Annotated in this window: 13 protein-coding genes and 5 tRNA genes; 9 read left to right on the forward strand and 9 right to left on the reverse strand. The window is 29.6% G+C overall.

All coding sequences use genetic code 11. The features are described 5' to 3' along the window. The first annotated feature begins 76 nt into the window (after positions 1-76). The gene (locus tag AC2I98_RS15530) at positions 77-1,900 is read left to right on the forward strand and encodes a DUF3857 domain-containing protein (protein ID WP_486412542.1); all 1,824 of its coding nucleotides are present in this window, start codon (positions 77-79) and stop codon (positions 1,898-1,900) included. Between the two features lie 31 nt (positions 1,901-1,931). On the opposite strand, the gene AC2I98_RS15535 is transcribed toward AC2I98_RS15530, so the two are convergent. From AC2I98_RS15535 to AC2I98_RS15550, 4 genes are all read right to left on the reverse strand, one after another. Continuing rightward, positions 1,932-2,918: a LuxE/PaaK family acyltransferase gene (locus AC2I98_RS15535; RefSeq protein ID WP_486412543.1), complete on the reverse strand. Its 987-nt coding sequence runs from the start codon at positions 2,916-2,918 to the stop codon at positions 1,932-1,934. 44 nt (positions 2,919-2,962) lie between these two features. Then, on the reverse strand, positions 2,963-3,481 hold the full coding sequence (locus AC2I98_RS15540; protein ID WP_486412544.1) for a DUF6584 family protein: 519 nt from the start codon (positions 3,479-3,481) through the stop codon (positions 2,963-2,965). 226 nt (positions 3,482-3,707) lie between these two features. Then, entirely contained in the window at positions 3,708-4,097 is a 390-nt protein-coding gene (locus tag AC2I98_RS15545) for a hypothetical protein (protein WP_486412545.1), read from the reverse strand. Positions 4,098-4,130: 33 nt separating this feature from the next. Next, complete coding sequence (locus AC2I98_RS15550; protein ID WP_486412546.1) at positions 4,131-5,777, reverse strand: Na/Pi cotransporter family protein; 1,647 nt, start codon at positions 5,775-5,777, stop codon at positions 4,131-4,133. 278 nt (positions 5,778-6,055) lie between these two features. Between AC2I98_RS15550 and AC2I98_RS15555 the strand changes: the two genes are divergently transcribed. The 5 genes from AC2I98_RS15555 to AC2I98_RS15575 all read left to right on the forward strand — a co-directional run bounded on the left by AC2I98_RS15555 (position 6,056) and on the right by AC2I98_RS15575 (position 6,540). Continuing rightward, a tRNA-Thr gene (locus tag AC2I98_RS15555) sits at positions 6,056-6,129 on the forward strand. A gap of 17 nt (positions 6,130-6,146) precedes the next feature. Next, positions 6,147-6,228, forward strand: a tRNA-Tyr gene (locus AC2I98_RS15560). A 7-nt stretch (positions 6,229-6,235) separates the two neighbouring features. Further along, positions 6,236-6,312, forward strand: a tRNA-Thr gene (locus AC2I98_RS15565). A 40-nt stretch (positions 6,313-6,352) separates the two neighbouring features. After that, positions 6,353-6,426: transfer RNA gene (locus AC2I98_RS15570), tRNA-Thr, on the forward strand. 32 nt (positions 6,427-6,458) lie between these two features. Further along, a tRNA-Tyr gene (locus AC2I98_RS15575) sits at positions 6,459-6,540 on the forward strand. A 95-nt stretch (positions 6,541-6,635) separates the two neighbouring features. Here AC2I98_RS15575 and AC2I98_RS15580 read toward each other — a convergent pair. Then, positions 6,636-7,394: a 5'-methylthioadenosine/adenosylhomocysteine nucleosidase gene (locus tag AC2I98_RS15580; RefSeq protein WP_486412547.1), complete on the reverse strand. Its 759-nt coding sequence runs from the start codon at positions 7,392-7,394 to the stop codon at positions 6,636-6,638. Positions 7,395-7,612: 218 nt separating this feature from the next. Between AC2I98_RS15580 and AC2I98_RS15585 the strand changes: the two genes are divergently transcribed. From AC2I98_RS15585 to AC2I98_RS15595, 3 genes are all read left to right on the forward strand, one after another. Further along, positions 7,613-8,269 carry a hypothetical protein gene (locus AC2I98_RS15585; RefSeq protein ID WP_486412548.1) on the forward strand — a complete coding sequence of 219 codons (657 nt, stop codon included), beginning with the start codon at positions 7,613-7,615 and terminating at the stop codon, positions 8,267-8,269. 64 nt (positions 8,270-8,333) lie between these two features. After that, a complete protein-coding gene (locus AC2I98_RS15590) occupies positions 8,334-8,660 on the forward strand; it encodes a DMT family transporter (protein WP_135834419.1) in 327 nt (108 codons plus the stop codon). A gap of 40 nt (positions 8,661-8,700) precedes the next feature. Further along, complete coding sequence (locus AC2I98_RS15595) at positions 8,701-9,525, forward strand: helix-turn-helix domain-containing protein (protein ID WP_486412549.1); 825 nt, start codon at positions 8,701-8,703, stop codon at positions 9,523-9,525. Between the two features lie 396 nt (positions 9,526-9,921). Here the strand turns inward: AC2I98_RS15595 and AC2I98_RS15600 are convergent, their stop codons facing one another. The 4 genes from AC2I98_RS15600 to AC2I98_RS15615 all read right to left on the reverse strand — a co-directional run bounded on the left by AC2I98_RS15600 (position 9,922) and on the right by AC2I98_RS15615 (position 14,035). Further along, entirely contained in the window at positions 9,922-11,274 is a 1,353-nt protein-coding gene (locus AC2I98_RS15600; RefSeq protein ID WP_486412550.1) for a UDP-N-acetylmuramate--L-alanine ligase, read from the reverse strand. Between the two features lie 18 nt (positions 11,275-11,292). Next, positions 11,293-12,177 carry a lysophospholipid acyltransferase family protein gene (locus tag AC2I98_RS15605; protein WP_486412551.1) on the reverse strand — a complete coding sequence of 295 codons (885 nt, stop codon included), beginning with the start codon at positions 12,175-12,177 and terminating at the stop codon, positions 11,293-11,295. Between the two features lie 19 nt (positions 12,178-12,196). Next, positions 12,197-12,841 carry an NUDIX hydrolase gene (locus tag AC2I98_RS15610; protein WP_486412552.1) on the reverse strand — a complete coding sequence of 215 codons (645 nt, stop codon included), beginning with the start codon at positions 12,839-12,841 and terminating at the stop codon, positions 12,197-12,199. A gap of 96 nt (positions 12,842-12,937) precedes the next feature. Further along, positions 12,938-14,035 (reverse strand): hypothetical protein, encoded by a 1,098-nt coding sequence (locus AC2I98_RS15615; protein WP_486412553.1) that lies wholly within the window; start codon positions 14,033-14,035, stop codon positions 12,938-12,940. Positions 14,036-14,142: the final 107 nt, after the last annotated feature.

Here is a 14,142-nt window from a genome sequence, read left to right on the forward strand (position 1 = left end):
AGTGCGGTTTTTTTTGTATATTTATACAATAACACTATATATAAAATTTAAAATTTATTTTCTTTTCAGTTTTTTATTGACTCAACTAATTTTTGGTCAATTAAGTAAGTTTGAATTTGGAGTAATTTCAGAAGAAGAATATAATTATGAAACAGTTCCGTTCGAGCCAGATGCATCTGCAGTAATTTTATCTGAATATGGAGAGTTACAGATGAACAATAATGGATATGAGCTAAAACAACATATTCGAAAAAAGATTTTAAAACAAGATGCTGTTGATGGAAATGTATTAAAATTTACGTACAATCCAAATAATAAATATAGTCGAGTTAAGATAAATAATGTACAAGTTTATAATAAGGTGAATAATGAAATTGTTATCACAAAATTGAATAAAAAAGATATTCTTGAAGAGTCAATTGACGAAAATACATCGCGAATTATATATATTATTCCAAATGTTAAAGTCGGTTCTATTATTGAATATGAAACAGAAGAAGTTCGTACAGCTGATTTATATGCTACTCCATGGGCTTTTCAGAATGATTACCCGACATTAAAATCGAAATTAGATCTTAGAATGTATACAGATTTTGATTATCGAATTTATTTGATTGGTCAAAAATTAAATGAAAAATATGGAAATAAAAAGGGTAATAAATCTTGGGAAATTGAAAACGTGCCAAGTGTTAAAAAATACGACAAAATATACAATATTCGTGATTTTAAAGAAACAATTGGATTTCAATATACCGCTGAAAAAGATTGGCATGGAACTATTTTTTCTTCTCCAACTTGGAGTTCATTTCGATCTGTTTTTATTAAAAAAATTGAAGCTAGCATAAGAGGAACCGACTTTAATGAACTTGCTTTAAAAATTAACAATGGTACTTCGCAATTAGAAACATATAAAAATGTGATTCAATATGTCAAGCAAAATTACAAAGTAGAAAAAGAAAATATAATAGATAAGATATCAAACTTTAAATCAGGAATTTTAAGAACTAAATCAGGAACAAATTTAGAATTAGTTATTTTGGTTAACAAAATACTGAAATCTAAAGGGATAGAATCACATTTAGTGATTAATAGTTTTAGAGGTAGAGGGAGATTAATTATAAATTTTCCTATTGTATCAAGAATTTCTAATATTCAAACAATGACAATTTTAGATAATCAAATTTATCTTTTTGACGAAAATATTTTAAAAATTGCTGATGATAGTTACAATGAAAAAATCGTTTTTCCTTATTTAGATTATTATAACCAACTTGTATTAAAGCTTGAAACCACTTCCGATGAATTCTTATATATCAATCCACCATTGTCGGAAAGTTATTTAATCAATGAAATAGAATTTAAAGGAGATGATTTCAAAATGAAATCTTTAAATAAATTCAAAGGTTATTTTAACAAAGAAAATCAAAAGAATTATGATTTTCCAATGTTTAATGAATTAACATATTCATCAGATGATTTAAGTAATAAAGGAGATTATAGCACAATAAACAAAATTTTTGCAAGCAAAGAAAAAACGATCAACTATTTTGGATTTGAATTTCCGTTTAACGAAGCATTAAATTTTTTAAGTATTGAAAAAAACAGAAAGTATCAAGTCGAATTAGATTTTCCATTTCAAAAAGTTGTGCAATTCAAATCTAAAATTCCAACTAACTTTGTCTTAAAATATGATGATTTTAATATTGAAATTAAAGCTTTAGGAAATAAATTACAATACAAACAACAAATTGAAGTTAAAAATAACGAGTTTGTAATAACTTATATTTTATTGCTTAATCAAGCAATTATAAGCAGTAAAGAATTAAAAGAATACTCAGAATTTCTTAGTAAAATAGCTGAAAGAAATAAAGATACAGTTCTTTTAATGAAAAAGAAATAACAAAAAAGCTCTGAATTTTTTCAGAGCTTTTTTATGATTCTATCACCATCAAATTACAACCTCTAACGTCGGAATGATCAAAACGACCTAAGATTTCAAATTGATTTTTGGATATTTTTTTACCTAAATCATCAGTTGCAATAAAACTGATTGAATTGTAATTGGCTAAATCAATCACATTTACACCTCCAGTTTTCCCTTCTTCAACATATTTCAGTGGATCTTCTGTTTCACGGATCAGAATTCGCATCCAATTTGGCGATTTAAATGTCAAATCTCCACGAGAATAACCTTGCGAAAGCAATTCCGTCATTCCGTATTCGGAATGAATTTCATTAGTTCCAAAACCATCTTTCAAAATAGTGTGTAATTCTTCACGCGTAATTTCTTTCTTACGACCTTTCATACCACCAGTTTCCATCACAATTGTATGTTGCAAATTCATTTTATAATTTTCGACAAAATCTAATAAAGCAAACGAAACACCAATCAAAATAGCTTTTTTACCAGTTTTTTCATGTGCAATAAGGTTTTCGTATAATTCATCGTGATTATATAGGTAAAATCCGCTTTGATCGCTCTCAGATTTTTCAATCCAATATTCTACCATATCAATCAGCGATGAGCCAGTACGTTCTAAATACGAAGGTAAAAGTGCAAAAATTGTGTAATCGGAAAGTGGACCGTAGAACTGTTCAAAACATTTTTCTAAACTATAATGATACAAAGCCAAATCCGTAACCAAATGCTTGCTAGTCGACATTCCTGTTGTTCCAGAACTTGTAAAAACCTTCTCTACAGCTCTATTTCCAGAAATAAGATCATATTTCTTAAAAAACTGAATAGGTAAAAAAGGAATTTCGTCTGTATGTTTTATGGTAGAATAATCAACTTTCAAGAAGTTTAAGAAGTTTTTGTACACTTCATTTTCTTGCGCTTGATAACGGAAAACTTCCAATGCAACGTTTTGGAAATCTTCTTCGGATTGAATAGAAAAAATTTGCTTTGAATCAAACATTTTGCAAAATTACAAAATAGAGTAGAAGTGAGCGAATTTAGAAGTTAAAACCATTCAATTAATTTTACGAAACCAAGTATAATTAGTAGAACAATAAAGAGAAGGAATCCAAAAAATAAATATTTTATTAGTTTGTCTTTGATAGTTTCTTTATAAATATCTTTTTCAAGATAGTTTTTCTTAGGTTGAAAGTTGGGAATGTTTTTAGTCTTTTCGAAGCTATCTTTTTCTAATTCATTTAAAGTTGATTGTAGATGAAATGACAATTTGGTTTTATCTCCGCGGAAAACAATATCTTTTAAAATTTGATTTCCAGAATTATTAACAGAGTTTTTATAAATTTCGATACATCGGTTAATTTCAGAATTTCTATTTTCTGATAGGATCCAAAATTTACCAGCTTCATCCAGAAATCCGCTTTCGTAATAAATTTCTGCAAGTTTATTTCTTAATGTTAAATCATTAGGGAATTCATTGATAAGATTTCTTAAGCGCAACGTTGCTTTATACTTTCTACCTTGCTCTAAATCATAATTTACTTTTTGTGACGAACTTCTATGCATAGGTTAAATTTACAAAATAGAGTAGACGTGAGCGAATTTGATTGAAATTATTCTACTCATTAATAATTTTATCTATAAAACCTTCAATTCGAGTGAAATTCGTTTAGAATTTTGTATCGAGAATAAGGTTTTAGAAAATAAAATTCATCTTAATTCTCGATACAATTTTTAGAAATGTCTTTCTAAAAATCACTCGAATTGACGAATTTTAGCTCAAGATGGATTATCATTTAAAATATTCATCAAAATGATGTTTGAATAAGCTTGACATCGTTTCTGATATAATACCAGTAAATGTAATTTCAAATTCAATTTTATTATCTAAAAGTTCAGAACCAGTAATTGAAGCTCCCCAACCAATTAATTCATCATGAAAATTATTGTAAAAAACTTTCAGATTTGGAAGAATAGCTGTAGCAATCAGTTTAATATCTTTTGTATCACTATAAATTTCAATATTATTTTTTAAACAATAATTTTTGAAAAATAAGTAAGGAGATTCAATATTAATAAAGTTTATTTTACCGAAAACAACTCCCATTGTAACATCTGCAAACTCAAATTCAGTTGTTCCTATGATTTGTTCTTCTAGTTTTATTGTGAAAATTGTAGACAATTAAATATATTTTTACATAAACTTACAAAAAAACTACTGATTCTTTAGCTTTACGATTGTTGCATTGGCTTTGTATAAATGATCACCAAGAATTTCATAATTCTGAATTAAATCTTTGTAGAAAAGCGCACTTGTCGTCAAAAGCTTTTCTTTATCAATCGTTTTCATCAAGTTTGCCTCTGCTTCTTTGTAGATTGTATTGATCGTTTTCTCGATAAATTCTGCTTGCTTAATTGAAACTTCTTCTTGTGTTTCGTTCAAATTTTGATTTAAAATTCGAGTCGTTTGATCCAGATTACTTTGAAATTCTACCAAATAAGTTCTCATTTTAGGCGTAAAGTAACTATTTGTCATACGACGACGACGATGTATAGACGAAATCTTAATCGCAATATCGCCCACACTTTCTAAGTGATGACAAAGTGTTATTAATTGATGAATAGCAATTGTATTTTCATTTGGTAAATCTAAATCAGCAATTTCGTTCAAAAACTCATTTACTTCTCGTTCCAATTGATCGCCTTCTTTTTCGAGCTCTAAGATACGTTCGCGAAAAACTAAAATCTTTTCCTCATCACTTTCGGTAATCATTCGTCCAAGCGTATAAATTGTCTGTTTGGTTGTAGAAGCAAGTTTTAGTAATTTTTTGTTTGCTTCATTTTTATATAGATCCGAATTTGTTCCGAAAGGAATTGCATAAAATTCTAATTTATTATCTGTAGGTTTAATTGAAAAATACTTTTTCTGACAATAAAAAGCCAATTTATTAACGAAAGGAGTAAATAAAATGACACCAACCAAATTTGTAATGGTATCAAATGTGATAAGTTGTACAGCAAAATTCGTAGAAATTGTAGAACCTATAAATTTCAATAGAATACTTCCAATTAACATAAAAATAAATGCAATCACTAGATTGAAAAATGTATGGAAAGCAGCCACAACTTTTGTGTATTTATCGCCAATTGCAGCAACTAAATGTGCTGTAAAAGTAGTTCCAATATTTGCTCCCAAAACAATCATCGCAGCAAGTTCAATTGGTAAACCTTTACTTGCTAATAAGATTGCTATAGTAATAGAAGCAGATGAAAAGTGAACTAAAACCGTTAGTAATATACCGAAAACGATAAACAATAAGTTGGTCAAAAAACCATAATTCGATAAATGTTGAAAAAACTCTTGTAGCTTTTGATGACTTTCTATAGAAGGCAAAAAGGTTTTTAAGAAATATAAAGCAAGAAAAAGCAATGAAAGTGAAAAGAGGATTCCCCCAATTTTTCTTTGATTACGTTTTTTAGATAAGTAAAAAGGAAAAGCAATTAAAATAAGTGGCAAAGCAATTTGTACCAAATCGAATTTCATTCCGAAATACACGAGCCATAAAGTAAGCGTAGTTCCGATATTTGCACCCAATATCAAACCAAATGCTTTTCGTAAATTAATTAATCCAGCATTTACAAATCCCAATATAAATACACTCGCAGCCGACGAAGATTGTATGGCTGTTGTAAAAAGAGTACCTGTAACAATTGTCGAGAAATTGTTTTTGGTTAATTTATTTAATGTACGTTTAAAATTCGATCCAGATAATGCTTGTAAATTTTCGCTTAATAATTTTATCGCAAAAATGAATAACGCAATTGCTCCGAAAAGTTGCAAAATTTGTATGATAAGATGCATTAATGATTAATTGACCACAAAAATAAGTACTCTTATGTAAATAGAATATTATCTTTTTTACTTTTATTGAAAAAAAGTTTAATTTTTTTTTGAATTCTAAAATTCTGATTTTCAAAATTGAAGTAAAAAATTATTAAAAACTTCTAATTTTTTTTCAAAAAACATTTGCGAGATTCGAAAAACTGCCCTAATATTGCACCACGAAAAAGGAACAACACTACTTCCGAGAAGTTAACTTCCTGTTTTCATTTTGAAATATTCAAATAACAAATATTTTTGCCGATGTAGCTCAGCTGGCTAGAGCAGCTGATTTGTAATCAGCAGGTCGTGGGTTCGAGTCCCTCTATCGGCTCAGTAAAAATATAGGTTGGGGAGATACTCAAGCGGCCAACGAGGACGGACTGTAAATCCGTTGGTTTCACCTTCGCAGGTTCGAATCCTGCTCTCCCCACAAAAATGCCGATGTAGCTCAGCTGGCTAGAGCAGCTGATTTGTAATCAGCAGGTCGTGGGTTCGAGTCCCTCTATCGGCTCCAAAAAAGTTTATATTTTACTTTTAAAACAAAAATAACAAACGCCGATGTAGCTCAGCTGGCTAGAGCAGCTGATTTGTAATCAGCAGGTCGTGGGTTCGAGTCCCTCTATCGGCTCTTCTTTTTTGAAGAATACTTTATTATTAGGCGGGGAGATACTCAAGCGGCCAACGAGGACGGACTGTAAATCCGTTGGTTTCACCTTCGCAGGTTCGAATCCTGCTCTCCCCACAATCCATTTTATTATTTGGAAAATGAATCACCAAGCAATTGATGATTTTTTTTATTAATGTGTACATCAAAAAAAGCCCTTTTAAAAGGACTTTTTACTTGATGATGTTTTTGATAATCTCTATCGAATAAACATTTGATATTTTCTCAATAAAACTATTAAAATCTATTGTAGAATGATCATCCGCATCGTCTGATATTGTTCTGATAATAATAAAAGGAATCTCGAATTCGTAACAAACTTGTGCTACTGCAGCTCCTTCCATTTCTACACAAAGAACTTCTGGTAATTTTTGTTGAAGCTTTTCTTTCTGAGAATTTGTCGAGAAAAATAAATCTCCAGAACCGATTAAACCTGTGTGTAATTTTGGAGCATGGATATTAAATTTATTCAAATCTTTTTCTGAAATAACGTTGTGAAGATGTTGTTCTTGTAACAAATCTAAAATAGCAGTTGTTGCGACTTGTAATTGCGAGGAATCTGCTTCAAAATAAGCTTTTCCTAACATTGGAATTTCATATGCGGGAAACAAAGGTTGTGCATTCATATCATGTTGAATCATGCTTTGTCCCAAAACAATATCACCAATTTTTACATCTGCATGTATTCCACCAGCAACACCTGTGAAAATTAATTCTGTAATTTTAAACTCTAAAATAAGTGTAGAAACAGTAGTTGCTGCTGCAACTTTACCAACACGAGAGTAAACAACAACAACTTTTTGGTTGTTTAATTCTCCGGTATAATAGTTTCTTTGACCGATTTTGAATTCTTGTTTATTTGATAATAAGTTTACTACACCATTTATTTCTTGCGGTATAGCGCCCATTATTCCAATTATTTTTTGGCTCATTTTTTTAATTTACGAGCGAAGTTACCAATTTATTTTTTGTATTTATAAACTGTACAATAAACCTCGTAGATTAAAATAAAAGGCAAACAAATGATAATCAAACAAGTGTTTAAAATATTTTTTATCATGATACAAAAGTAGACTTTTTTTAGAATATGTTAAAAATCAATTGTGAATTAGAGGAGGCTTGTTGTACTTTTGTAGTATAAAAGTTTGAAATGAGAAAAATATCTACAGCACTTGTATGTTGTATGTCTGTAATGCTGATAAATTGTACAAATAAGTCAGATGAAAAAGTAGTAGAACAACACGAAGTTAAAACGGAAGCAACGCTTGAAGAGCCAACAGAAATAGTAGAAGGTGTAATTCGTAAGTCGGGAGTAGAGTGGACAGCTTATAAAACGACAGATAAAGTTGCTGTTTCGGGACGTTTTGATGTGGTTTTGGTAAAAGATGCGAAAGAAGATGGGAAAACACCACAAGAAGTTTTAGAAGGCGCAAATATTATAGCCTCTGTTGCGACTTTAAATTCTGACCAAATTGATCGTGATCAAAAATTGAAGGACATTTTGTTTGGAAATATGATTAATACAAGCGAAATCAAAGGTCAATTACATTTCAGAGAAGGTAAAACATTTTTGAATTTGACGTTGAACAATGTGTCAAAAGAATATGAAGTAAAATCAGCTTTCGAAAATAAAACATTTACTATAGAAGCTGATGTAGACTTGATGGATTTTAATACAGCAAAAGCGATGGAAGCTTTAAATCAAGCTTGTTTAGAATTACATAAAGGAGCAGATGGAATATCTAAAACATGGAGTGAAGTTCATATAAAAGGACAAGTAGAATTTAGCGATAGTTTCGGTAAATAATAAAAAATAATTAATATTAAGGCTACATTTTTGTAGTCTTAATTTTTATAAATCAATCAAAATAATGAACTGGATTATTTTACTTATCGCAGGTTTATGCGAAGTAGGTTTTGCATCTTGTTTAGGAAAAGCAAAAGAAGCAACTGGAAATGATACGTATTTATGGTATGGCGGATTTTTATTTTTCTTAACTGTAAGTATGATTTTGTTGGTAAAAGCAACACAAACGTTGCCAATTGGAACAGCATATGCGGTTTGGACAGGAATTGGTGCTGTCGGAACTGTATTAGTCGGAATTTTTATTTTTAAAGAACCAGCAAGTTTTTGGCGAGTATTCTTTTTAACAACCTTAATTTGTTCGATTATCGGATTAAAGTTTGTTTCAAATTAATCGATTAAGTATAAAAAAAATGTAAAATTAGTGTTGATATATGGAGAGTTTTAATGTTTTTGATCAAGAGGAATTTATACAACAAACAGTAGAGAATAAACGGTTGAAAAAAGATTTGATTCAAACGATTTTTATTCGAAAAGGAAGTTTAAAAATTTTGCAAAATGATCAAGAAATTAATCTCAATAAACACGATGTTTTTTTTCCAGAGCCAAATAAATCGTACCAAATTATTTCTAAATCGACTGATCTGGAATTGTTGAGTTTAGTCTTAACAAAAAAGATTTTAGATACTTCTATTATCGATTTGAGTGGTTACGAATACAACCAATTTTTTGCTTCGAATAAAATTAATAATTATCATTTTAACGAAATAGAATTTTCGGCTTTGGTAGAACTTTTGCTGCAATTGAAAAACCGTTTAAAAGAAAAACCGACTAAATTCGTACGTTACATTCAGTACAATTTATTTTATGCAATTGTTTACACAACGTTTAGTGAATTATCTAAACAACAAACAATAATTGTAAGAAAAGGTACACGTAAAGATGAAATTGTAAAACGATTTTTAGTAGATTTAAATCATTATTACACCGAAAATAGAGATGCAAAGTTTTATGCAGACAAATTGAATATCACTGTGCGTTATTTGACAGAATGTTGCAAGTCGATAACTGGTAGAACCACAAAAGAGTTGATAAGCTCTGTGGTGATTCGCCAAGCAAAAGTTTTGTTAAGTGAAACAACAAAAACAATTTCTGAAATTTCAAATGAATTAAATTTTTCTGATCAATATTCGTTTGGAAACTTCTTCAAAAAACAGCTTAAAATAAGCCCAACTCAATTTAGAAAAAATTTACAATAACTTCCGTTTTTTACATCTTTAGACTACTTTTTAAACTTTTTGACAAAAGTTTTTTTTACAACTTTGTATGTATCAAAAGGGTCACTATAATTTTCTAGTGTAAAACAGGGGTGATATTTTTGCAGGTTCAGCCTACAAAAGTGAGTAGAGTATTGTATTGCTAATATGGTTATATCACCTCTGTTTTTTATAAAAAAAAATAATGTTTTTAAAATTTAATAGTTCCGAAAAAGTTTAACAAAGTTTATAAGTTTACTAATATTGAAAAGAAGTAATCCTAAGACGCAATTTATTTTGACCAATTGAAAAAAATAAAAGAGAACCTAAATTAAGTTCTCTTTTTTACATTTATAGATATTTTAAGTGAAAATCACCAATCGTAAATTGGTGATTTTTTTATGCTTTAAATAATTCATTTAAGTTCACTCCACCAAAGTTACCAGAACTCATCATCAAGAATACTTTATCTTTTTTATCTAAACTTTCAATATACGTTTGCAATTGTTCCCCATTTGTAAATACCAAAATAGAATCATCTCCAAAAGCATTTTTGATATCTTCTGGCGAGATCATAGGCATACGTTTTATTTCTAATGCTTCGGGGCTATACATCACAATTTTAATATCAGCTTTATCCAAAGCTCCTTTGTATTGAACCAAAAACTCAGGATTTAAAGATGAATAGGTATGAATTTCTAAACATCCTACAACTGTTTTCGATTCATATTGCTCTTTTACAGCATTTGTCACTGACGTTACTTTACTTGGAGCGTGTGCAAAATCTTTGTACGCAACGAAATTTGACGTTCTATTGATTAATTCTAAGCGTTTTGATGCTCCCTTGAATGATTGAATTGCTTCGTTAAAATCATCATCCATTACACCTAATTGTTTACAAATAGCACGAGCTCCTTCTAAATTCATTAAGTTGTGATTACCAAAAACTTCTAATGGAATTGGACCGTCTTCTGTTTCGATAAATGTAATTCCATTGTCAATAAAATGTTCAGGTAAGTGATAAGGGAATTTTTTGATTGCTTTTTCGGTTCCTTCTACAACTTTTACAACTTCTTCGTCTGTTTCGTTATAGATTAAAGCTCCTCCATTTACAATAGATTCTACGAATTTTGAGAATTGAGAAGTATAATCTTCAAAGGTTGGGAATACATTGATATGATCCCAAGCAATACCAGAAATCAAAGCAATATTTGGTTGATACAATAAGAATTTTGAACGGTGATCTAAGGCAGATGATAAATATTCGTCACCCTCCATAATCATAAATTCATTGTCGTCTGTCAATTTTACCATCACATCAAAACCATCTAGTTGTGCACCAACCATATAATCAACATCAATGTTGTGGTAGTGTAAAACATGTAAAATCATTGATGTAATCGTAGTTTTTCCATGAGAACCACCAATTACAACACGAGTTTTATCTTTTGATTGTTCGTATAAATATTCAGGATATGAATAGATTTTTAATCCTAACTCTTGCGCACGTAACATTTCTGGATTATCGGCATGAGCATGCATTCCCAAAATAACAGCATCTAAATTTTCTGTAATTTTTTCAGGAAACCATCCCATTTCTTCAGGTAAAATACCTCGTTGAGCCAAACGAGTTTTCGAAGGTTCAAAAATTGCGTCATCAGAACCTGTTACTTGATATCCTTTTTCGTGCAAAGCAATCGCCAAATTGTGCATTGCACTTCCGCCAATTGCAATAAAATGAACTTTTTTCATTTTGTATGTTGTATTCTTTTAGTCTTTTTTATTTTCTTCGTCGTAACCCATCTCTTCGAAATCATCAAACTCTTCATCATCTTCATTTAGATAATCGTCTAATGATTTTTCACTATTTTCTGCAAGGATTTCGTTCATTGGTCGAACTTTATTAAACTCAGGCGATTGTTCGATTGCGTTCATAATTTTTTTCATGATAGCATCGCTCGAATCATTTTCATAATCGATTTCTAATGGTTCTTTGAATGTCATTGTTGCATTGATACCACGTTTTTTGATACGTAAACCTTTTTTATCAAAAGCTCTACGAAAACCATCAATTACAACAGGAATTACAATGGGTTTATTTTTTTTGATTAAATGCGCAGTTCCACGACGACCTGGCGCAAATGCAGTTGTAGTTCCTTGTGGAAATGTAACTACCCAACCACTTTGCAACGCAATATCGATATTATTAATTTCTGATAAATCAACTTTTCTATTTACATTTTCTCCTTTTGCACGCCACGTTCTTTTCACCGTAACCGCTCCTGTATACGCGAATAATTTAGTCAAAAGATTATCTTTCATCGTTTCTTCTGCAGCAACGTAATAAAAATCAATTTTAGGATTTAGTAAATAAATCGGATTTTTAATGGTGTCAATAAAACCATTTTTTACACTACAAAAAACATGATACATTGCAAATACATCAGCAAAATAAGTTTGATGATTTGAAACGAATAATACATTTTGAGCAGGTAAATTAACCAAATTTTTTGTTCCAGTTACTTTTAGTTTATTAAAACCATTATAACGGTTATAGGTAAATGATCCTAATAGAAAAATCAACGTTCTTTTTAGGAAATATAGATGTCCAAATGAATCGCGAAATGCGTTCTTTTTCTTTGCTTTTTGAGACACGAGTTCTTAATTGTTTAAGTTACAAATTTAATACGATTTTTAAATAATCTTTGAATTCTTCTAAAATCATTGCAGTTGCACCCCAAAGATATTCATCATCACCAATATTATAACCAGGAATTTCGACTACTTGACCAGAAAATTCTCGTTCAAAAACTTCGTAATCAGCATTTAAAAAAGCTTCTAAATTTAATGGAACTACATATTGTACTTCACGTTCATCTGGATTAAACTGAGGTTCTCCATGATAAATTCCGATGTAAGGATAAACCAAAAAGTTACTTGGCGGAATATACATTTCACTCAATTGTCTAATTACTTCAATATTTTCATAATCAATACCAAGTTCTTCGACAGTTTCGCGAATAGCTGTTTCATCAAAACTAATGTCTTGCTCCTCGAATTGTCCGCCTGGTAAAGAAAACTGATGAGAATGTGCACCTTCGTACGAAACACGCATTGTTACAGGAAACTCTATTTCTCCATCTTCATTTTGATACAATAAAATCATCACAGACGCACTTCTTGGATTGGTACGTTTTACGTATTCTAAATCAAATTTTTGACGATATGGAGGCGAAAGTTTTTGATGCGATTCCCAATTTGGTAATTCTTCTACACTTTCGGCTAATACATATTTTAATTCTTCTAAATCTAAGTACAAAATCTAAAAATTTTAGGGTAATAAAAAAAGAGTGAACGACTCCACTCTTTTTCAAAGTTAACTATTTTTGTTCAAGAAAAAACAAGCTTTTTATTTCTATTTTTTATTCTTCAATTTTATAAAAAAGAATAAGATTAAAATCAATAAAATAGCAGCAGAAATGTATAAAAAAATGTGATTTTTTTGAGATGAATTATCACTTTTTTGATCTAATTTTTTGACATATTCAATTGCTTCATTTACAGATTGATTTCGTTTTAGGTTCAAACTATCTTTGTAAGTTAAAAATAATGTATTGTATTCTGTACTTTTTGGAGTATCTCCTTCATTTTTGTAAGCTTCGGCTAATACTTTATAACTTTCGGCAGTCAAAAATTTATGTTCACTTTGTATCAAAGTTGGAATTGATTTATTTAATAATTCAATCGCTTTTTTATTATCATTTTTCGCAACATAATAAGACGCAAGATTAGTATCTAAATCAGCTAAACCTCTCGCATCGTTATTGTCTTTGTATTGATATGCTTTCTGAAAATAAACAAAAGAAGAATCTACATTTACATCTTTATAAGTTCTTCCGATATTGTTGTAAAGAGAAAGTAGATTTTCGTTTTTTTCGTAATTATTTTTAAACTTGAATAGTTTTATTTCGTTTAGAGCCTGAAAATAAACCTGTAAAATTTGTTTTGGTTTAACTTCTTTTCGTCTTAACAAAGAAGCTTCACGATACAATTTTTTAAAAAGCAGAAAATGTTTGTCATCTCCTTTGTATTCTGCTAACAATGCGTCTATTTTAGTTAAAGTTATTGTTGCTTCATCATAAAATCCAATGTAAACATAAGCCCAAGCTAATAATTCGCTTGATCTAATTTCGTATTCAATATTTTCTGCTTTTTTAGCAAATTCGATAGAAGTTGTGGCGTATTTTATCGTTTGCAAATAATTTTCTTGCTTCTTAAAAATTTTAGCCAATAAGTAATTTGCTTTAGCAATTTTGTACGCATCATTTTCTTCAGAGCCGATACTTTCTAAATTTAATGCTTGATCAAATGCTTTTGAATACTCGTTTTTATCTACCAAATCAGAAGTCGTATTGTATAATTGATCGAACTTTTTTTCTGATTGAGCATAGCTAAAAAGAAATAGATTGAAAAATAGAATCAAAAAAGCAAAGTATCTTAGCTTCAATTTCATTTGTTTAAGTGGTTTTTTGACGGACAAATGTATAGAATCTTTCCTAATTATTGATGAAAAATGAATTAGAATTGTTTTACAACATAGGTTATCAATATTAAGCAGAT

Source organism: Empedobacter sp. EJD.6dd (assembly GCF_057369435.1).

Coding starts and splice junctions, on each gene's coding strand:
- AC2I98_RS15535 (WP_486412543.1), bottom strand. CDS start 2,918: ATGTTTGATTCAAAGCAAATTTTTTCTATTCAATCCGAAGAAGATTTC.
- AC2I98_RS15540 (WP_486412544.1), bottom strand. CDS start 3,481: ATGCATAGAAGTTCGTCACAAAAAGTAAATTATGATTTAGAGCAAGGT.
- AC2I98_RS15550 (WP_486412546.1), bottom strand. CDS start 5,777: ATGCATCTTATCATACAAATTTTGCAACTTTTCGGAGCAATTGCGTTA.
- AC2I98_RS15580 (WP_486412547.1), bottom strand. CDS start 7,394: ATGAGCCAAAAAATAATTGGAATAATGGGCGCTATACCGCAAGAAATA.
- AC2I98_RS15585 (WP_486412548.1), top strand. CDS start 7,613: ATGAGAAAAATATCTACAGCACTTGTATGTTGTATGTCTGTAATGCTG.
- AC2I98_RS15590 (WP_135834419.1), top strand. CDS start 8,334: ATGAACTGGATTATTTTACTTATCGCAGGTTTATGCGAAGTAGGTTTT.
- AC2I98_RS15595 (WP_486412549.1), top strand. CDS start 8,701: ATGGAGAGTTTTAATGTTTTTGATCAAGAGGAATTTATACAACAAACA.
- AC2I98_RS15600 (WP_486412550.1), bottom strand. CDS start 11,274: ATGAAAAAAGTTCATTTTATTGCAATTGGCGGAAGTGCAATGCACAAT.
- AC2I98_RS15615 (WP_486412553.1), bottom strand. CDS start 14,035: ATGAAATTGAAGCTAAGATACTTTGCTTTTTTGATTCTATTTTTCAAT.